We start from the raw sequence: 19893 nt of genomic DNA, 5'->3' as shown, positions 1-19893 counted from the left end.
CACAGTAATGATGGCGCCAACGCGACGAAACGTCGTATCCAATGGCGGGTCTATCCCACACAACACACACCGGCAGCACCGGTATTCAGAGATGATCAGCTATGCTTGACGGGCGAAGGGAAACGTAAGTGGTTCATCACTCCATGGACATCAGATTCACCCAACGGTTGTCCTATAAACAGGCCCGACTGACCGTCCTGGTGGGCTTCGTACTGGGCACTTTGCTCAGCCTGATGCAGATAGGCATCGATTATGCCAGCGAAGACGCCTCGATCAACCGTGAAATCCTGTCGTTGCTGGAAATCAGCCACAACCCGGCCTCGCGCATCGCCTACAACATCGACTCCGAACTCGCCCAGGAGCTGTCCATGGGCCTGTTGCGTTCACCGGCCATCATCGGTGCCGAGCTGATCGACAATAACAATACCGTGCTGGCCAGCGTCAAACGGCCAGAGTTGCAAAGCAGTTACCGGTTCATCAGCGACTTCCTGTTCGGCGCCCAGCGCCAATTCGAAGACCGACTCTACCTGGATCACCTGCCCGGCGAATCCCTGGGCATGCTGCGGCTGGACGTCGACACCTACGCGTTCGGCAGCCGCTTCCTGCGCCGCGCCGAAGTCACGCTGCTCAACGGTTTTGCCCGCAGCCTGATCCTGACCGGCCTGCTGCTGGCGTTGTTCTATGTGATGCTGACCAAGCCCCTGGTCCGGGTCATTCGCGAGCTGAGCAGTCGCGACCCGAGCAACCACGAACAGAACCGCCTGGAATGCCCTGCCGGCCACCAGTCCGATGAAATCGGTGTACTGGTGTCGGTCGCCAACCAACAGTTCGACAATATCTCCACCGAAATCCAGCAGCGGCGCACGGCCGAAAACCGTCTCACCGAATACCTGGCGCAACTGGAAAACATCGTCTCGGCACGCACTGCCGAACTCAAGGCCATCAACGCCCGCCTCAGCCAATCCAACGAAGAGCTGGAGGTTGCCCGGCGCACGGCGCTGGACATGGCCGAAGCCCGCTCTGCCTTCCTGGCCAACATGAGCCATGAGATCCGCACGCCACTCAACGGCCTGCTGGGGATGATCGCGCTGTCCCTGGACGGTCCCCTGACGGCCGAGCAACAACAGCAGCTGTCGATTGCCCATGACTCGGGCAAGGTCCTGGTCGAGTTGCTCAACGACATTCTCGACCTGTCGAAATTCGACGCCGGTCAATTGGAACTCGAGCGCATCCCGTTCGACCTCGGCTCCCTCGTCGAGGATACCGCCAACCTGCTGTCCCAGAACGCCGCCCCCAGCGTCGAGCTCGCCTGCCTGATCGACCCGCAGTTCCCGGCGCAGATCCTTGGCGACCCGACCCGGGTGCGGCAGATCGTCAGCAACCTGCTGTCCAACGCACTGAAGTTCACGCGCTTCGGCCGGGTCGATGTGAAATTGAGCCACTACGACGGCGGTGTACGGATCGAGGTCTGCGACACGGGCATTGGCATCCCCCAAGAGGCCCAAGCGAGAATTTTGCAGCCGTTCACCCAGGCAGGCGCGGGTATTACCCGCCAGTTTGGTGGCACCGGGCTGGGCCTGGCGCTGACCTACAACCTCTGCGAAGCCATGCAGGGTCGATTGACCATCAGTTCCGAAGCCGGCTTCGGCAGCCAGTTCTGCGCCGACCTGCCCCTGCCCTGCCATACCCCTGCGGCGCCTGTCGAACTCCTGCGCGGCAACGTCGTCGCCATTACCTCCGCCAGCAGCGGCCTGGCCGAGTTGCTGGAAATGTTGCTACCGGGCTGGGGGCTCGACTACGTGAGGCGCTCCGTGGATGACAGGCTGCTGGGGCTCAAGCCGGATATTCTGATCACTGATTGCCCGGAATGCCTATTCACCCTGCGACCAACCTTCGACGCTCCGATCCTGCTGGTGACCGCCTATGGCAGCTTCATGCCCAGCGAAGAGGCCGCTGCCCTCGCGCCCCTGTTACAGCAGGCTCGGCCGCTGGCACGCCATGCGCTGTACCAGATCCTGCGACGCGCCCTGCAAAGCGAGGCAACCACCATTAATGATGCGCAGATCGAAACCCGGGCGCCGTCCAAGCGCGGGCGGGTGTTGCTGGTGGAGGATAATCCGGTCAACCAACTGGTGGCCAAGGGCATGCTGGTCAAGCTGGGCTGCGAAGTCATCGTCGCGGGCCATGGCGCCGAGGCCCTGGATCAACTTGAACAACAGGTTTTCGACCTGGTGCTGATGGACTGCAACATGCCGGTGATGGACGGGTACGAAGCCAGCCGGCAGATCCGCCGAAGCGGGCGCTGGCCGGATCTGCCGATTGTCGCGCTGACGGCCAACGCCATGCCCGAGGAGCGCGAGCGCTGCCGGGTCGCCGGCATGAGCGATTACTTGTCCAAGCCGTTCCGCCGCGAAGAGCTGGCAGCGCTGCTGGATCAGTGGGTACCCACTACGTCAGCGCTTTGATCTGCCCCAGCAGATGATCGAGACCGTCGCGCAAACTCGCCAGGCGGTCCAGGTCAATCCCGCTGTCGCACAACAGGCGGGCCTTGAGCGGGCCGACCTGCTCACGCAAAGCCCGACCTGTCGCCGACAGACTCAAGTGCACCTCCCGCTCGTCGCGGGCCGAACGCTGGCGCTGGACCAGGTCCAGTTGTTCCAGGCGCTTGAGCAGCGGCGTCAGAGTGCCCGAATCCAGCAGCAGCCGTTCGCCCAGGGCCTTGACCGTGGGTTGTTCCGGCGCGGTCTCCTGCCACTCCCACAGCACCAGCATCGCCAGGTATTGCGGGTAGGTCAGGCCGAGCTGATCCAACATCGGCTTGTAGCCACGGATCACCGCCCGGGACGCGGCGTACAGCTTGAAGCACAGCTGGCTGTCGAGCTTCAGCGAATCGACTGACAGGTCATTCATTTGAGCAGCGCTTCAATCTCGCCGGTCAGGTCCTGGGGTTTGGTGGTTGGGGCAAAACGCTTGACCACCTGGCCGTCCTTGCCGATCAGGAACTTGGTGAAATTCCACTTGATCCCTTTGGACCCCAGCACGCCGGGTGCACGCTGTTTAAGCTGGACGAACAGCGGATGGGCGTTGGCGCCGTTGACTTCGATTTTCTTGAACAGCGGAAAGCTCACGCCGAAGTTCAGTTCGCAGAACTCGGTGATCGCCCCTTCATTGCCCGGCTCCTGCTTGCCGAACTGATTGCAGGGAAAGCCCAGCACCACCAGACCTTGGTCCTTATAGGTCTGCCACAGCGCCTCAAGGCCCTTGTATTGCGGGGTGAACCCGCACTGGCTGGCGGTATTGACCACGAGCACCGCCTTGCCAGCGAAATCGGCGAGGGTCTTTTGCTCACCCTTGATGGTGGTGCACGGGATGCTCAGCAGGTTGTCGCTCATGGCAAGGCTCCGAAGGTATGGGACAGGCGGCAACGATAGCGAGCGATTCAATTGTGTGCAATTTAATTATTGGAGTCTTATTCATGCAGAAGGAACAATGCAGGCGCTCATGTGGCGAGGGAGCTTGCTCCCGCTCGGCGGCGCAGCCGTCGTAAACCGGGCTGACGCGATTGCCCTGGAAGACCGCGTCAACCCTTATTGGGGGCGGCTGCGCCGCCCAGCGGGAGCAAGCTCCCTCGCCACAGGTGAGCCTGTTCCCGATCCAAACAGTACCTAGCGGGGCACCAGATCCAGGCACACCGAGTTGATGCAGTAACGCAGGCCCGTGGGTGGCGGGCCATCGGGGAAGACGTGGCCCAGGTGGGCGTCGCATTTGGCGCAGACCACTTCGGTGCGGATCATGCCGTGGCTGACATCCCGCACCTCCACCACCGCGCTGCCTTCGAGCGGCGCATAGAAACTCGGCCAGCCACAGCCGGAATCGAATTTGGTCTGCGAATCGAACAGCGGTTCGTTGCAGCAGATGCAGTGGTACACACCGTCGGTCTTGGTGGCGTTGTATTTACCGGAGAAAGGCCGTTCGGTGCCCTTCAACCGACAGACGTTGTACTGTTCCGGGTCGAGCATGGCGCGCCATTCTTCAAGGGTTTTTTCCAACTTTTCCATCGTCCTACCTCGGCAATTGAAAAAGCCCGATCCGACGCTTTTAAGCAGATCGGGCGGCACGTATGATTGCGCCTCGTCAGGCGCCAGTCTGGCAGTCACGTCATGCGCATTCAAACGGATTGTCACGCATGTACCGCGTCAGGCCTGGGCACAGACGCAGGATCCCCAGTACGGTAGTTCATACGCCGCCTGGATCGTTCATTTTCGGGAACACATCGCCATGCAGGTCAGCAAATCGAACAAGCTCGCCAACGTCTGCTACGACATTCGCGGCCCGGTGCTCAAGCACGCCAAACGCCTGGAAGAGGAAGGCCATCGCATCCTCAAGCTGAACATCGGCAACCCGGCACCCTTTGGTTTCGAAGCGCCCGATGAAATTCTCCAGGACGTCATCCGCAACCTGCCAACCGCCCAGGGCTACAGCGACTCCAAGGGCCTGTTCAGCGCCCGCAAGGCCGTGATGCAGTACTACCAGCAGAAGCAGGTCGAAGGTGTCGGCATCGAAGACATCTACCTGGGTAACGGCGTCTCCGAGCTGATCGTGATGTCGATGCAGGCCCTGCTCAACAACGGCGATGAAGTGCTGGTGCCGGCGCCGGACTACCCATTGTGGACCGCCGCCGTCAGCCTGTCCGGCGGCAACCCCGTGCATTACCTGTGCGACGAGCAGGCCAACTGGTTCCCCGACCTGGCGGATATCAAGGCCAAGATCACGCCCAATACCAAGGCGCTGGTGATCATCAACCCGAACAACCCGACCGGCGCGGTGTACTCCAGGGAAGTGCTGCTGGGCATGCTGGAACTGGCCCGCCAGCACAACCTGGTGGTGTTTTCCGACGAGATCTACGACAAGATCCTCTACGACGATGCCGTGCACATCTGCACCGCCTCCCTGGCGCCGGACCTGCTGTGCCTGACTTTCAATGGCCTGTCCAAATCCTATCGGGTCGCCGGTTTCCGCTCCGGCTGGATCGTCATTACCGGGCCCAAGCACCACGCCCAGAGCTATATCGAAGGCATCGACATGCTGGCCAACATGCGCCTGTGTGCCAACGTCCCGAGCCAACACGCGATCCAGACGGCGCTGGGCGGCTACCAGAGCATCAACGACCTGGTCCTGCCCCAGGGCCGCCTGCTGGAACAACGCAACCGTACCTGGGAACTGCTCAACGACATTCCCGGCGTCAGTTGCGTCAAACCGATGGGCGCGCTGTATGCCTTCCCGCGTATCGACCCCAAGGTTTGCCCGATCCACAACGATGAAAAATTCGTACTCGACCTGCTGCTGTCCGAGAAGCTGCTGGTGGTCCAGGGCACGGCGTTCAACTGGCCGTGGCCGGATCACTTCCGCGTTGTGACCCTGCCGCGGGTCGATGACCTCGACCAGGCCATCGGTCGGATCGGCAACTTCCTCAAGTCCTACCGCCAATAAGCCTCACAGCGTGCGAGGAGTCCTCGCCTCGCACGCTGTTTGATTCAGCAACATATCCATGCCACTGGTTTCGGCCGGCCTTCTACACTAGGGGCTGACCAGCCGACGGACACCCGGGCTCAACGTTCACGGGGTACAGGCAGCACATTTCTTTTTCGCGGTCACTTTCAGAAAAGTCTTTCAATCATTTAGGACGCCTGTAGGACACAGTTTGAAATAGTCAGTGAGTTGAATAGCCTGCGGCAGCACCTTATATACCCCGCATGACGCTACATTTTTAGCATGAGGAGATTTCTACAACCATGATGCGCATCCTGCTGTTTTTGGCCACTAACCTGGCGGTCGTGCTGATTGCCAGCATCACCCTGAGCCTTTTTGGCTTCAACGGGTTCATGGCGGCCAATGGGGTTGACCTCAACCTCAATCAGCTGCTGATCTTCTGTGCGGTGTTCGGTTTCGCCGGTTCCCTGTTCTCGCTGTTCATCTCCAAGTGGATGGCGAAGATGAGCACCAGCACCCAGATCATCAGCCAGCCGCGCACTCGCCATGAACAATGGCTGCTGCAAACCGTCGAGCAGTTGTCTCGCGAAGCCGGTATCAAAATGCCGGAAGTCGGGATTTTCCCGGCCTACGAGGCCAACGCCTTCGCCACCGGCTGGAACAAGAACGACGCACTGGTCGCGGTCAGCCAGGGTCTGCTCGAGCGGTTTTCACCCGACGAAGTCAAGGCCGTGCTGGCCCACGAGATCGGCCACGTCGCCAACGGCGATATGGTGACCCTGGCGTTGATCCAGGGCGTGGTGAACACCTTCGTGATGTTCTTTGCCCGCATCATCGGCAATTTCGTTGACAAGGTGATCTTCAAGAATGAAGAAGGCCAGGGTATCGCCTACTACGTGGCAACCATCTTTGCCGAGCTGGTACTGGGCATCCTCGCCAGCGCCATCGTCATGTGGTTCTCGCGCAAACGCGAGTTCCGCGCCGACGACGCCGGTGCACGCCTGGCGGGCACCAGCGCCATGATCGGCGCGCTGCAACGCCTTCGCGCCGAGCAAGGCTTGCCCGTCCACATGCCCGACACCCTGAACGCCTTTGGCATCAACGGCGGCATCAAACAGGGCCTGGCGCGCATGTTCATGAGCCACCCGCCGCTGGAAGAGCGTATCGACGCACTGCGTCGTCGCGGCTAATCGTTCAGGCTTTTTAGACCTGCAGCAAAGCGGTTCACTCTAAGAAAAAACGGTGCTTCTTCCTGAGGGGGGAAGCGCCGTTTTTTTGGAGGGGGCACGTCTTTATGGTTATAGTTCGTGTGTATATCCGTTTCTTCGGTAACGGCTGCTGGCGGTTCCGCTCTTACAGCGGCTCACTTTTGAGAAGCCTGCGCGGCCCGGCGAAAAGTAAGCAAAACGCTCATGCCCCACCACTCGGTGCCTCGCCTAGGCTCGGCATGCCCGAACGCAGGCATTGCTCCGTGGGCCGCCGCGAAGGCCCATCCATGGCCCAGCGCGGCTAACCCGGCATCCATGCCGGGTTGCCCACTACGCAATGCCTGCGTTCGGCCAGCGTGGTTTAACGGGGCGCCTAAGATCAAAAGCCGAAGCGAGGCGGCCTTATAGCCGACCTGGTTCGGGATGAACGCGTTCCTCCTGTGGGAGCGAGCTTGCTCGCGATGGCGATGGATCAGCCACATAGATGCTGGATCTACCCCCGCTCTTGCTTTGCCTTAGATTTTGACACACGTCCCCCTCAGTAAAGTGCTAGTCCCCTTTACCCCTTGGAAATCCGATACGCCCGCTCATCCAGCCGCGTCACGCCAGCCTGCAAGAACTTCCAGCTTTCACCCAGCACATCCTGCTCCTGCAAGACCTCCAGCCGCCAGGCGTCTCCCAGCAGCCGCTGCACTTCGTCATCCCCGACGGAAAACGGTGGCCCGGGCATTTGTGCCTGATCGTAATCCAGGGTAATCAACAGCCCCACGCACTCCGGCAGGATGTTCTGCAGATGGGCCGCATACCGTTCCCGCATCGACACAGGCAAGGCGATCAATGCCGCACGGTCGTACAACGCAGTGCAACCGGCCACCTCCTGCGCACCCAAGGCAAAGAAATCACCGCAGCGGATCTCAATATTACCGGCACGGAACACCTTGAAAGCGCCCTCTTCATCCACGCTAGGCTCAAGCTGATGCTCGAGGAAAAAATCGACAGTGGCTTTTTCCGACAGCTCCACGCCCAGCACCGAATACCCCTGATGGGCGAGCCACAACAGATCCAGGGTTTTCCCGCACAGGGGCACCAGTACTCGACTGCCCTGCGCCAATCCCAGTTGCGGCCAGAAACGTTGCAGATAGGGGTTCACTTCCGGCAAGTGAAAGCCGATCTGATTCGATGACCACCGCTTATGCCAAAACTCCGGCTCCATGATTCGCTCCAAAAAATCGATCAAAACGGGCTAAAACTTATATTAGATTTAGATCATTGACCTGGCGGAAGATGACACCATCTTAACGCTCAGGAGTCCGTTCATGCTGCCCAGCCTGTTTATCTCCCATGGCTCACCGATGCTGGCCCTGGAACCCGGCGACAGTGGCCCGGCACTGGCCAGTCTCGCCGCCCAACTGCCCCGGCCCAAAGCCATCGTCATCGTGTCCGCCCACTGGGAAAGCAATGAACTGGTGGTCAGCGCCAATCCGCAGCCACGCACCTGGCACGATTTCGGCGGCTTTCCGCCGGCACTGTATGAGGTGCAGTACCCCGCGCCGGGCGATCCGCAGCTGGCCGCGCAAGTAGCAGGCATGCTCAATGCCGCACACCTGCCGGCACGCCTCGACAATCAACGACCCTCCGATCACGGCGTCTGGGTACCGCTGTCCTTGATGTACCCCGAGGCGGACATCCCGGTGGTGCAGGTCTCCTTGCCCAGCCGCCAGGGACCCGTGTTGCAGACGCAGGTTGGCCAGGCCCTGGCGAGCCTGCGCCATCAAGGAGTCTTGCTGATTGGCTCTGGCAGCATCACCCATAACCTGCGCGACCTGGACTGGAACGCCGGACCTGAAAGCATCGAGCCCTGGGCCAAGGCCTTTCGCGACTGGATCGTTGAGAAGCTGGCGGCCAACGATGAAGCTGCCCTGCATGATTACCGTCACCAGGCGCCGAACGCCGTGCGCGCCCACCCCAGCGACGAACACCTGTTGCCGCTGTATTTTGCCCGGGGTGCCGGTGGGACATTCAGTGTTGCCCATACGGGGTTCTCGATGGGGACGCTGGGGATGGACATTTATCGGTTCGATTGACCGATGGACCGAGTCGCTCCAATCGCGAGCAAGCTCGCTCCCACAGGGGATTGCGGTGAACACAGCATCAGTGGACGCCATAGGCCAATGTGGGAGCGGGCTTGCTCGCGAATGGGACAACCCCGGCCAACCTGACGGAACACTCACCAACAGGCAAAAAAAATCCCCGAACCAGTCGGGGATTTTTTATGTTCGATCAATCAGCCCGAGGCCGATCAATCTTCGCGATAGCGACGCAGCTTGAGCTGCTTGCCGGCTACGCGGGTGTCCTTCAGCTTGGTCAGCAACTTCTCCAGACCATCTTCCGGCAGTTCCACCAGGCTGAAGCTGTCACGCACCTGGATGCGACCGATGGCTTCACGCGCCAGGCCGCCTTCGTTGAGGATGGCCCCCAGCAGGTTCTTGGCGGCGATGCCGTCACGGGCACCCAGCGCGGTACGGCAGCGAGCACGGCCTTCGGCCAGCGGGATCGGCGCACGACGCTCGCGATCACCACGGTCCGGACGATCACCGGTACGCTCAGGACGGTCACCACGTGGTGCGCTGTTCGGCACGAGTGGACGTTCCTTCTCGATCGCAGCCAAGGTCAGCGCCTGGCCATTGGTGGCCTTGCGCAGCAGAGCAGCGGCCAGGGCACGCGGGGTGCAACCGATGTCGGCGGTCAGGCGATCCAGCAGATCACCGTGGGTCGATTCGGCGTCAGCCACCAGCGGCGACAAGCTGTTGGTCAGTTTCTTGATGCGGGCATCGAGAACGGCCTGGGCGTCCGGCAGGCGAACTTCAGCCACCTTCTGACCCGTCACACGCTCGATCACTTGCAGCATGCGGCGCTCACGCGGGGTGACCAGCAGCAGGGCACGACCTTCGCGACCGGCACGGCCAGTACGGCCGATACGGTGAACGTAGGATTCTGGATCGTACGGCATGTCCACGTTGAATACGTGGGTGATGCGCGGAACGTCCAGGCCACGGGCGGCGACGTCGGTTGCCACAACGATGTCCAGGCGGCCATCCTTGAGGGATTCGATGACGCGCTCACGTTGGTTCTGAGCAATGTCACCGTTCAGCGCAGCGGCCTTGTAGCCTTTGGCTTCCAGGGCACTGGCCAGGTCCAGGGTCGCTTGCTTGGTGCGCACGAACATGATCAGGGCGTCGAAATCCTCGACTTCCAGCAGGCTCAATACAGCCGAGGTCTTCTGGTCAGCGTGAACCAGCAGGTGAGCCTGCTCGATCGCGGTGACGGTCTGGGTCTTGGTCTGGATCTTCACGTGTTGCGGATCGCGCAGGTGGCGTTCGGCAATGGCTCGGATCGACTGCGGCAGGGTGGCCGAGAACAATACAGTCTGACGGGTGGCTGGCAGGGCCTTGAAGATGACTTCCAGGTCATCCATGAAGCCGAGCTTGAGCATTTCGTCGGCTTCGTCGAGAACCAGGTGGTTCACGGTAGCCAGGACTTTCTCGTCACGACGCAGGTGGTCGCACAGACGACCCGGAGTGGCGACAACGATCTGTGCGCCGTTACGGATGGCTTTCAGTTGTGGGCCCATCGGGGCGCCGCCGTAAACGGCCACAACGGTAACGCCGGGCATTTGCTTGGCGTAGGTTTCGAAAGCGGTGGCTACTTGCAGCGCCAACTCACGGGTTGGCGCCAGGATCAGGGCTTGCGGCTCGCGCTTGGCAGGATCGATGCGATGCAGGATAGGCAGGGCGAACGCGGCGGTTTTACCCGTACCGGTTTGCGCCTGACCAATCATGTCGTGGCCGGCCATGATGATCGGGATCGATTGCTGCTGAATAGCCGAAGGTTCTTCGTAGCCGGTCGCAATGACGGCTGCAAGAATGTTCGGATTGAGATTAAAAGCGGCGAAGCCGCCGGTTTCCTGGGTCATGGGTCTGCCTCTAAGTGCATCCGCAAAGACCCATGCTCCAAAGCTGCGCGTGCCGTGTTGAGACTCAAGAGTCGCCCTGGCTGCTTTGTCGGCGGGGATTTGCGAAAACGAATGAATGAAAAAGAACGTCGTGGAAGCATCCGTTGTGCGGACATGCAACCGAAGCTGACTTCGGAGAATTGCGCTACCTTGACGCGGCCCGGCTAAAGGCCGGCGCGCACTATACCGGAATTCGCCCGAAAAGGGAGCTTTTTTTATCGCAGAGCCCCAGTTCAGGGCTCGCTGTCAGAAGGCCTTGGGGCAGTCAGCTAAAACGATTCATCTCCAGACGACTTTGCCCTTGTGGCGAGGGAGCTTGCTCCCGCTCGGCTGCGAAGCAGACGCCTGGGTTGATATCTGAAATCGAAGGGGGCCGCTTCGCGACCCAGCGGGAGCAAGCTCCCTCGCCACAGGGGAACTCACTTGTAAAAAGGTTTTGGGGGCCTTTGATCAGGTCGCCGGCCGGATCGCCTTGATCAGTGACTGCAACGAATACCCCAAGCGCGGCGCCAGCCCTTCGGCCCTGGCGACCAGTCCTTGCATGTCCAGCTCCTGGTCCAGGTCCGCCGGCACAATCAGGATCACATTGCCCTCCTTCACCGGCAGCTCCCAATAATGCCGGTGGTACAAGCCGCGCAACAGCGCCGCGCCCAACGGTTTGCCGTCATCGGTGGCCCATTGGTTGATCACCAGCCAGCCGCCCGGGTTGAGGCGCTTCTGGCAGTTTTCCAGGAAGCCCCAGGCCAGGTGCCCGACGCCAGGGCCCACATCGGTATAGAGGTCGACGAAAATCAGGTCCGCCGGCTCCGCCGTTTCAAGCAATTCCAAAGCATCGCCAACGCGGATGTACAGTCGCGGATCGTCGTCCAGCCCCAGGTATTCGATGGCCAGGCGCGGCACGTCGGGACGCAGTTCGATAGCCTCGACGTCTTCCAGCGGCAGGAACTTGAGGCAGGCCTGGGTCAACGTACCGGCTCCCAATCCCAGGAACAGCGCGCTCTCCGGCTGCTCATGGCACAACGCACCGATCAGCATGGCGCGGGTGTAATCGTATTCGAGCCAGCTCGGATCGGCCGTGAACACGCAGCTCTGCTCAATGGCATCGCCGAACTCAAGAAACCGGTAGTCGGCCACTTCGAACACTCGGATCATGCCGAACTCGTCGTGCACCTCGGCGAGCAGATGCTCGACGCGCTCCTCTGTCATTTCATCTCCTGATGGTCACCGGACCGCTGCGGCAGCGCGCTGAGCCTGTGCGCAAGCGGGGCAAAGGCGTGATTGTCCGCGAAGCGACGCAAACAGGTCACGCACTAATTTGCTGATAACATGGCCGTCCGAGCGTAAACCACCTAGAGATCATGATGAGCCAACCCTGGAGCCCTGACAGCTGGCGTGCCCTGCCGATCCAGCAACAACCCCAATACCCCGACGCGGCGCACCTGTTGCGGGTAGAGCAGACCCTGGCCAGCTATCCGCCCCTGGTGTTTGCCGGTGAAGCCCGGGAGTTGCGCCGTCAGTTCGCCGAGGTCACCCAGGGCCGGGCCTTCTTGCTCCAGGGCGGCGACTGCGCCGAAAGCTTTGCCGAGTTCTCCGCGGCGAAGATCCGCGACACGTTCAAGGTGTTGCTGCAAATGGCCATCGTCATGACCTTTGCCGCTGGCTGCCCAGTGGTCAAGGTCGGGCGTATGGCCGGGCAGTTCGCCAAGCCGCGTTCGGCCAACGATGAGACCATTGATGGCGTGACCCTGCCGGCTTACCGGGGCGACATCGTCAACGGCATCGGCTTCGACGAAAAAAACCGTGTACCGGACCCTGAGCGGCTGTTGCAGTCCTATCACCAGTCCACCGCCACCTTGAACCTGCTGCGCGCTTTCGCCCAGGGCGGATTCGCCGACCTGCACCAGGTGCACCAGTGGAACCTGGACTTCATCGCCAACTCAGCCCTGGCGGAAAAGTACAGCCACCTGGCCAACCGCATCGACGAAACCCTGGCGTTCATGCGCGCCTGCGGCATGGACAGCTCGCCGCAGTTGCGCGAGACCAGTTTCTTCACCGCCCACGAAGCGCTATTGCTCAATTACGAAGAAGCCTTCGTGCGCCGTGACAGCCTGACCAACGACTACTACGACTGCTCGGCCCACATGCTGTGGATCGGCGACCGTACCCGTCAGCTGGACGGTGCCCATGTCGAATTCCTGCGCGGTGTGAACAACCCGATCGGGGTCAAGGTGGGTCCAAGCATGGACCCTGACGACCTGATCCGCTTGATCGACGTGCTCAACCCAAACAACGACCCGGGCCGGCTGAACCTGATCGCGCGGATGGGCGCGAACAAGGTCGGCGATCACCTGCCGCCGCTGTTGCGCGCCGTGCAGCGTGAAGGCAAGCAGGTGCTGTGGAGCTCCGACCCGATGCACGGCAACACCATCAAGGCCAGCAGCGGCTACAAGACCCGGGACTTCGCGCAGATCCTCGGCGAAGTGAAGCAGTTCTTCCAGGTCCACGAAGCCGAAGGCACCTATGCCGGCGGGATCCACATCGAAATGACCGGGCAAAACGTCACCGAATGCATCGGCGGCGCGCGACCGATCACCGAGGATGGCCTGTCGGACCGTTATCACACCCACTGCGACCCGCGGATGAATGCCGACCAGTCGCTGGAGCTGGCGTTCTTGATTGCCGAGACGTTGAAGCAGGTTCGGCGGTGAGTCAGTCGGTTTTATAGCGACTGACTTATCGCCTTCGCGAGCAAGCCCGCTCCCACAGTAGCCGGCGGCGAACATGATTTTTGTGTTCGACCCAGTCCAATGTGGGAGCGGGCTTGCTCGCGAAGAGGCCAGCTCAGTCACCACCGATCTGAGCCAACGCCACCGCCAACCGAACCCCACCCACCCGCTGACAATTCAGCTGAACCCGCTCCAAGCCCAGCCAGTCGGCCATGCGCCGCAGATTAATCGCCAAGGCCTGCACGCCCTCCTCGTCCAGCCCTGGCTCTTCCTCGTGCACCGCGTGCACCGCCAATCGACTCAGGGCCCGCTCCGCCCGCAGGTCCACCCGAGCGGCGATGCGTTCATTGTGCAAAAAAGGCAATACGTAATAGCCATACACCCGCTTGTGGACAGGGGTGTAGATCTCCAGCCGATAGCGGAAATCGAATAGCCGCTCGGTGCGGCTGCGCTCCCAGACCAGCGAATCGAACGGCGACAACAAGGCGCTGGCCGCGACCTTACGAGGGATCTTCGCCGTAGGTCGGCACCAGGCCGGTTGCTTCCAGCCTTGCACCTCACAGCGCAACAGTTCGCCGGTCTCTTCCAACTCGGCCAGTCGCCCACGGCTGTCGGCCGGCCCCAGACGAAAGTAGTCGCGCAGGTCCTTCTCGGTCGCGACGCCCAAGGCCTCGGCGGCATGCAGCAATAAGGCGCGCTGGGCCTGGGCCTCGTCTGGCAGGGGCTGTTGCAGGACCGAGGCCGGGAACACCCGCTCCGGCAAGTCGTAGAGCCGCTCGAACCCGCGCCGCCCCGCCACGGTGACTTCGCCGGCGGCGAACAGCCATTCCAGCGCATGCTTTTCGGCGCTCCAATCCCACCAAGGCCCGGCCTTCTCCTGGCGCGTGGACAAGCTGCCCGCACCGAGGGCGCCCTGCTCCCGGACCGAAGCCAGGACACGGCGAATGACATCCTGGCGTTCATGACCGAAACGCGCCAACTGCTGATAAATACCTTCGCCACGGGACGCCCGGACCATGCGCCAGCGCATCAGCGGATACATGGACATCGGCAGCAGCGACGCTTCATGGCCCCAATATTCGAACAACGTGCGACGTCGTCCTTGGCTCCAGGCCGCTTGATCGAGCAAATCGGGACTGTAGTGACCGAGACGGGAGAACAGCGGGAGATAATGCGAACGCACCAAGGCATTGACTGAGTCGATCTGCAGGACGCCGAGGCGTTCGATCAGGCGGTTGAGGCGCGAGGGTTGCACCGAAGCTGGCGGTGAACGCCCATCGAATCCTTGGGCGGCCAACGCCAGACGCCGGGCCTGTTTGAGGGTAAAGGACACAGTCGCGGGCATGGAGATCTCCTTGTCTGCTCGCAACCTACCTCACCAATAAGGGGTTTGTGTAGGGAAGGATGGCTCATTTGTGCATTGGGTCATCCCAGAATGGCCGAACCACTTCCTGTTCCACGTCGGCACGACTGACGCCGATGTCCTTGAGCGCCTCGTCGCTCATTCCGGCGAGCAATTCACGTTCATGGTGCAATTCGTACCAGCGGCTAAACTTGTGCAACACGGCGCTGATCGAGAAGCCATGGGAGAGTTTGTCTATCAGTAGATAACCTTTTTGACCTTTCATCGTGATGTCCTCCGTTGGGGATGGCTCAAGTCTCGCGCTAACGCTAAGATCAATCCAACGAATGTTTCTTATGCAATACATCTCGGAGATTGATCAATTGTCGAGTTACCCGAGCATCGATACCGAAGTGCTGCGCACCTTTGTCGCCATCGCTGACCAGGGCGGTTTCACTCGGGCCGGTGAGTTGGTCAATCGCACGCAGTCCGCCGTCAGCATGCAGATGAAGCGGCTGGAAGAGGATGTATTGCAGCGGCGCTTGTTCGAGCGTGACGGGCGCCAGGTCAAGCTCACCGCCGAAGGCCAGGTATTGCTGGGTTACGCTCGGCGGATCCTCAAGCTCCACAGCGAAGTCTTCAATACCCTGCGCGAACCACACATGGTCGGCACAGTGCGCATCGGCACGCCAGACGATTATGTGATGCGGTTCCTGCCGGGGATCCTGCAGCGCTTCGCCCAGTTCTATCCCCTGATCGAAATTGAAGTGCACTGCGAATCATCCAAGCAGTTGCTGCAGCGCCAGGACCTGGACCTGTCCATCGTCACCCGCAAGCCGGGAGACGAAATCGGCCAATTGCTGCGCAAGGAACGTTTTGTCTGGGCCGAGGCCGCGTGCTTCAACGTCCACGAAAAAACACCGCTGCCGCTGGCGATGTTCAATAGTGACTGTTTCTGCCGGCAATGGGCCTGCAACGCGCTGGATGCCATGGGCCGCGATTATCGCGTGGCGTATAACAGCTCCAGCCTGTCGGCGCTCATGGCGGTGGTTGGCGCGGGCCTGGCGATCACCGCGCAGCTGGAGAGCCTGCTGCCCCCGGACATGCGTGTACTGGGCGAGGCCGAGGACCTGCCGGAACTGCCCGAGGCCAGCATCATGCTGATCCGCAACCTGCACAACCCGTCGCCGATTACCGAATGCCTGGCCGAGCACATCGTCGAAGGTTTCAAACTTTAAGGGCGAGCAGCACCGCGCACAGCACCAGGAAACCGCAGAACAGCCCGCGCAGCAGTCGCTCCGGCAAGGCGTGGGCGACTTTCACCCCCCAACTGATGCTCAGCAGGCCACCGACGGCCAGCGGCAGGCCGATCCCCCAGTCCACCTCATGGTGAAACGCATAGGTGGCGAGGGTCACGCCGGTACTGGGCAAGGCCAACGCCAGGGACAACCCTTGGGCCACCACCTGGGTGGTGCCGAACACGCTGGTCAGGATCGGCGTCGCGACAACGGCCCCGCCGACACCGAACAGACCGCCCATGGTCCCCGACGCCGCCCCCAGCACGCCGAGCCATGGCCAGCCATAGCGCATTTGCGCCGAGGCTGGCGTGGTGGCGGCGAACATCCGGACAAGGTTGTAGACTGTCAGCGCAATCAGGAACGCCACGAAGCCGATCCGCATGCTTTCTGCATCGATGCCGACGGCCCAGATCGAGCCAAGCCAGGCAAAGCAAAAACCCATGGAAGCCAGCGGCAGGACATGGCGCAATTCGATGCGATTGCGCTGATGATAGCGCCACAACGCGAGCATCACGTTGGGCACCACCATGACCAGGGCCGTACCTTGAGCCAGTTGCTGGTCGAGACCGAACCATACACCCAGCACCGGAATTGCAATCAGCCCACCGCCGATCCCGAACAATCCCCCCAAGGTGCCCAACACGGCACCGAACACCAGAAACATCACAAATTCGATCACAGACGACTCCCCTCTCCAGGGCGCTTATCCTACGCAGTCGGCGCCAGCGAGGAAACGCAACATCTGACAGATCGTCAGAATTATCTGGCGCATTAAAGGCTCGCCCGCTAAATTCGTAACGATCATTGATCTGAAGGTTTTGCCATGAGCACCCCGCGTAACATCCCCGAACCCTGCGAAGCCCTGCTGCTCGACAACCAGGTCTGCTTCGCCCTGCACTCCACGTCGCTGATGATGACTAAAGTCTATAAGCCATTGCTGCAAGCCTTGGGTCTGACTTATCCGCAGTACCTGGCGATGATGGTGCTGTGGGAGAAAGACGGTTTGACCGTCGGGGAAATCAGCACCCGCCTGCTCACCGACCCCGGCTCGCTGACCCCGCTGCTCAAACGGCTTGAGGTCGAAGGCCTCTTGAGCCGCACCCGCAGCCGTGAAGACGAACGCGTGGTGATTGTCGAACTCACCGAACAGGGCCGTGCCCTGCATGAAAAGGCCCGCGACATCCCCCAATGCATCCTCGCCGCCAGCGGCCAGACCCTGGAGCATTTGAAAAAGCTGCAACAGGACCTGCAACAATTGCGCAGCCACCTGCAAGACAGCCTCTGAGGCCAATTCCAAGTACACCGCCGTTCCCGCAGGCCCAGAGTCAGACTTGGATGCTGTGAACGCCACAGATCCAATGTGGGAGCGGGCTTGCTCGCGAAGGCGGTGGCACATCTTGAATCATCTTTAACTGACCCACCGCTTTCGCGAGCAAGCCCGCTCCCACAGAGAGCATGGTGGCGAGCTTGAATTTTGCGTTCAGCCTAGCGTCGCTTAAAAAAACTAAATTCTCAGAAACAGCTCTAGTTCAAGGGTTACACGCCTTTTCAGCTTGAAAAAGTCACCTCGCTTCAAAAATTTATCTTGCGCGCAAAATATTAGCGCTATACATTCGCCTCACACCTACTTAGCGCGCTAAATTTTAGCGCAAAAAATCAACCTGAAACGAGGCTCTCATCATGCAAACGCTCTACACCGCAATCGCAACCTCCACCGGCGGCCGTGACGGTCGTGCGATCTCCAGCGACAACGTCCTCGACGTCAAACTGGCCACGCCCAAGGAACTCGGCGGTGCTGGCGGTGCAGCGACCAATCCCGAGCAACTGTTCGCCGCCGGTTACTCGGCCTGCTTCATCGGCGCCCTGAAATTCGTTGCCGGCCAAAGCAAACGCAAAATCCCGGACGACGCCTCGATTACCGCCCATGTCGGTATCGGCCAGATCCCCGGCGGTTTCGGCTTGGACATCGACCTGCACATCAGCCTCCCGGGCCTGGACCAAGCCGATGCGCAAAGCCTGGTGGACGCGGCTCATCAGGTCTGCCCCTACTCCAACGCCACTCGCGGCAATGTTGATGTGCGCCTGCACGTAACCGTCTAACCCACCGACCCCGGACCCGAACCTAAGGAGAGACACATGAACACGCTCAGCAAAGCCTTGACCGGTACCCTTCTCGCACTCAGCGTCGGCAGCGCCTTCGCCGACGGCATCGTGGAACACAACACCCAGGCGTTTCTCGATGCACTGAATGCCGGCACCGGCAAGCCACTGGAGCAGCTATCACCCAAGGACGCCCGCGCCGTACTGGTGGGCGCCCAGGCGGGGGTTAAACTGACCCTGCCCAAGGCCGACATCAGCCAGAAGACCATCCAGGTCGATGGCCAGTCGATCAGCCTGACCATCGTTCGTCCGGCCGGGGTCAAGGGTGAGTTGCCCGCGTTCATGTTCTTCCACGGCGGTGGCTGGGTCCTGGGCGACTTCCCGACCCACGAACGCCTGGTCCGGGATCTGGTGGCGGGCTCGGGCGCCGTCGCGGTGTTCGTCAACTACACGCCCTCCCCCGAGGCGCATTACCCAGTGGCCATCAACCAGGCTTACGCCGCCACGAAATGGGTGGCCGAGCATGGCAAGCAAATCAATGTCGATGGCAAGCGCCTGGCCGTGGCAGGCAATAGCGTCGGTGGCAACATGGCGGCCGTCGTGGCGTTGATGGCCAAGGACAAAGGCACGCCGGCGCTGCGCTTCCAGGCACTGTTATGGCCAGTGACGGATGCCAGTTTCGAGACCGTGTCCTACAACCAATTCGCCGAAGGACACTTTCTCAGCAAAAACATGATGAAGTGGTTCTGGGATAACTACACCACCGATGCCGGGCAGCGTAACGAGATCTATGCCTCGCCGTTGCGCGCCACCACCGCACAACTCAAGGGCCTGCCGCCCGCGTTGGTGCAGACCGCCGAGGCCGATGTATTGCGTGATGAGGGTGAAGCCTACGCGCGCAAACTGGACGCGGCCGGCGTGCCCGTCACGGCCGTGCGCTACAACGGCATGATCCACGACTATGGCTTGCTCAACGTGGTGAGCCAGGTGCCGGCGGTACGTTCGGCGATGTTGCAGGTCTCCGAAGAGCTCAAGCAACACTTGAAGTGACTGAGCACCACCAAGCCAGACACAACCTTTTTGGTGAAATAAAAAAGCCCGACTCAATGGTCGGGCTTTTTCATACACAAGACTTCGCTTATTTAGCGCGGCCTTTGTAGGAACCGCCTTCGCGGGTATCGATCTCGATCATGTCGCCGATTTCGATGAAGTCAGCAACCGACAGCTCGGTACCGTTCTTCAGTTTGGCAGGCTTCATCACCTTGCCGGAAGTGTCGCCGCGAGCGGAACCTTCGGTGTAGTCAACCTGACGCACGATGGTGGTCGGCAGTTCTACGGAAACCAGGCGCTCTTCAAAGAAAACGGCTTCGCAGACGTCGGTCATGCCTTCTTCGATGAATGGCAGAACGCTTTCGAGGTCTTCGGCGTTCAGTTCGTACATGGTGTAGTCAGTGGTGTCCATGAACGTGTAGGTGTCACCGCTGATGAAGGACAGGGTCGCTTCTTTGCGGTCGAGGATCACGTCGTCCAGTTTGTCATCGGCGCTGTAGACGATCTCGGTCTTGTAACCGGTCAGCAGGTTCTTCAGCTTGGTCTTCATGATCGCGCTGTTACGACCCGACTTGGTGAACTCAGCTTTCTGAACCAGCCAAGGATCGTTTTCGAGACGGATCACGGTCCCGGGTTTCAGTTCTTTACCAGTTTTCATTGCGAATAT

General features: G+C 60.8%; 19 protein-coding genes. 9 read left to right on the top strand and 10 right to left on the bottom strand.

Going from position 1 to position 19893, the window contains the following annotated elements; genetic code table 11:
• Positions 1–143 precede the first annotated feature (143 nt).
• A complete protein-coding gene (locus CD58_RS08700; RefSeq protein WP_025212632.1) occupies positions 144–2465 on the top strand; it encodes a hybrid sensor histidine kinase/response regulator in 2322 nt (773 codons plus the stop codon).
• Here CD58_RS08700 and CD58_RS08695 read toward each other — a convergent pair.
• From CD58_RS08695 to msrB, 3 genes are all read right to left on the bottom strand, one after another.
• A complete protein-coding gene (locus CD58_RS08695) occupies positions 2449–2910 on the bottom strand; it encodes a MarR family winged helix-turn-helix transcriptional regulator (protein WP_025212631.1) in 462 nt (153 codons plus the stop codon). The two genes, CD58_RS08700 and CD58_RS08695, sit on opposite strands and share 17 nt — an antisense overlap.
• Positions 2907–3392: a glutathione peroxidase gene (locus CD58_RS08690; protein ID WP_003199416.1), complete on the bottom strand. Its 486-nt coding sequence runs from the start codon at positions 3390–3392 to the stop codon at positions 2907–2909. Before CD58_RS08690 ends, CD58_RS08695 begins: the two co-directional genes overlap by 4 nt.
• A 273-nt stretch (positions 3393–3665) precedes the next feature.
• Positions 3666–4058, bottom strand: coding sequence for a peptide-methionine (R)-S-oxide reductase MsrB (msrB, locus tag CD58_RS08685; RefSeq protein WP_025212630.1), 393 nt, complete (start codon positions 4056–4058; stop codon positions 3666–3668).
• Between the two features lie 220 nt (positions 4059–4278).
• On the opposite strand from msrB, the gene CD58_RS08680 reads away from it, so the two are divergent.
• Positions 4279–5490 (top strand): pyridoxal phosphate-dependent aminotransferase, encoded by a 1212-nt coding sequence (locus CD58_RS08680; protein ID WP_025212629.1) that lies wholly within the window; start codon positions 4279–4281, stop codon positions 5488–5490.
• 302 nt (positions 5491–5792) lie between these two features.
• Positions 5793–6680, top strand: a complete 888-nt coding sequence (gene htpX, locus CD58_RS08675; RefSeq protein WP_003199411.1) for a protease HtpX — start codon at positions 5793–5795, stop codon at positions 6678–6680.
• Positions 6681–7257: 577 nt separating this feature from the next.
• Here the strand turns inward: htpX and CD58_RS08665 are convergent.
• Positions 7258–7911 carry a thiopurine S-methyltransferase gene (locus tag CD58_RS08665; RefSeq protein WP_025212628.1) on the bottom strand — a complete coding sequence of 218 codons (654 nt, stop codon included), beginning with the start codon at positions 7909–7911 and terminating at the stop codon, positions 7258–7260.
• 103 nt (positions 7912–8014) lie between these two features.
• On the opposite strand from CD58_RS08665, the gene CD58_RS08660 reads away from it, so the two are divergent.
• Positions 8015–8782 carry a DODA-type extradiol aromatic ring-opening family dioxygenase gene (locus tag CD58_RS08660; RefSeq protein ID WP_025212627.1) on the top strand — a complete coding sequence of 256 codons (768 nt, stop codon included), beginning with the start codon at positions 8015–8017 and terminating at the stop codon, positions 8780–8782.
• 215 nt (positions 8783–8997) lie between these two features.
• Here CD58_RS08660 and CD58_RS08655 read toward each other — a convergent pair whose 3' ends face one another.
• Positions 8998–10671 (bottom strand): DEAD/DEAH box helicase, encoded by a 1674-nt coding sequence (locus CD58_RS08655; protein WP_025212626.1) that lies wholly within the window; start codon positions 10669–10671, stop codon positions 8998–9000.
• 489 nt (positions 10672–11160) lie between these two features.
• Positions 11161–11916 (bottom strand): spermidine synthase, encoded by a 756-nt coding sequence (locus CD58_RS08650; RefSeq protein WP_025212625.1) that lies wholly within the window; start codon positions 11914–11916, stop codon positions 11161–11163.
• Between the two features lie 155 nt (positions 11917–12071).
• Here CD58_RS08650 and CD58_RS08645 point away from each other — a divergent pair, with 155 nt between their 5' ends.
• Positions 12072–13418, top strand: coding sequence for a class II 3-deoxy-7-phosphoheptulonate synthase (locus CD58_RS08645; protein ID WP_025212624.1), 1347 nt, complete (start codon positions 12072–12074; stop codon positions 13416–13418).
• Between the two features lie 133 nt (positions 13419–13551).
• Here the strand turns inward: CD58_RS08645 and CD58_RS08640 are convergent, their stop codons facing one another.
• Both CD58_RS08640 and CD58_RS08635 read right to left on the bottom strand, forming a co-directional pair.
• Positions 13552–14781 (bottom strand): winged helix-turn-helix domain-containing protein, encoded by a 1230-nt coding sequence (locus CD58_RS08640; protein WP_025212623.1) that lies wholly within the window; start codon positions 14779–14781, stop codon positions 13552–13554.
• Positions 14782–14845: 64 nt separating this feature from the next.
• Positions 14846–15064 (bottom strand): DUF1127 domain-containing protein, encoded by a 219-nt coding sequence (locus CD58_RS08635; RefSeq protein WP_025212622.1) that lies wholly within the window; start codon positions 15062–15064, stop codon positions 14846–14848.
• A gap of 97 nt (positions 15065–15161) precedes the next feature.
• Here CD58_RS08635 and CD58_RS08630 point away from each other — a divergent pair, with 97 nt between their 5' ends.
• Positions 15162–16016, top strand: coding sequence for a LysR substrate-binding domain-containing protein (locus CD58_RS08630; protein WP_025212621.1), 855 nt, complete (start codon positions 15162–15164; stop codon positions 16014–16016).
• Here the strand turns inward: CD58_RS08630 and CD58_RS08625 are convergent.
• Complete coding sequence (locus tag CD58_RS08625) at positions 16006–16755, bottom strand: sulfite exporter TauE/SafE family protein (RefSeq protein WP_025212620.1); 750 nt, start codon at positions 16753–16755, stop codon at positions 16006–16008. The two genes, CD58_RS08630 and CD58_RS08625, sit on opposite strands and share 11 nt — an antisense overlap.
• Positions 16756–16899: 144 nt before the next feature.
• On the opposite strand from CD58_RS08625, the gene CD58_RS08620 reads away from it, so the two are divergent.
• From CD58_RS08620 to CD58_RS08610, 3 genes are all read left to right on the top strand, one after another.
• Complete coding sequence (locus tag CD58_RS08620; protein WP_025212619.1) at positions 16900–17361, top strand: MarR family winged helix-turn-helix transcriptional regulator; 462 nt, start codon at positions 16900–16902, stop codon at positions 17359–17361.
• 395 nt (positions 17362–17756) lie between these two features.
• Complete coding sequence (locus CD58_RS08615) at positions 17757–18176, top strand: organic hydroperoxide resistance protein (protein ID WP_025212618.1); 420 nt, start codon at positions 17757–17759, stop codon at positions 18174–18176.
• 36 nt (positions 18177–18212) lie between these two features.
• Positions 18213–19226 (top strand): alpha/beta hydrolase, encoded by a 1014-nt coding sequence (locus tag CD58_RS08610; RefSeq protein WP_025212617.1) that lies wholly within the window; start codon positions 18213–18215, stop codon positions 19224–19226.
• An 88-nt stretch (positions 19227–19314) separates the two neighbouring features.
• On the opposite strand, the gene CD58_RS08605 is transcribed toward CD58_RS08610, so the two are convergent.
• The gene (locus CD58_RS08605) at positions 19315–19884 is read right to left on the bottom strand and encodes an elongation factor P (RefSeq protein WP_025212616.1); all 570 of its coding nucleotides are present in this window, start codon (positions 19882–19884) and stop codon (positions 19315–19317) included.
• Positions 19885–19893 lie beyond the last annotated feature (9 nt).

It is taken from the genome of Pseudomonas brassicacearum (assembly GCF_000585995.1).
In the GTDB taxonomy this organism is placed as follows: Bacteria; Pseudomonadota; Gammaproteobacteria; order Pseudomonadales; family Pseudomonadaceae; genus Aquipseudomonas; species Aquipseudomonas brassicacearum_A.
Note: the sequence above shows the minus strand (reverse complement) of the source record. Positions and strands in the feature narration are given on the sequence as shown.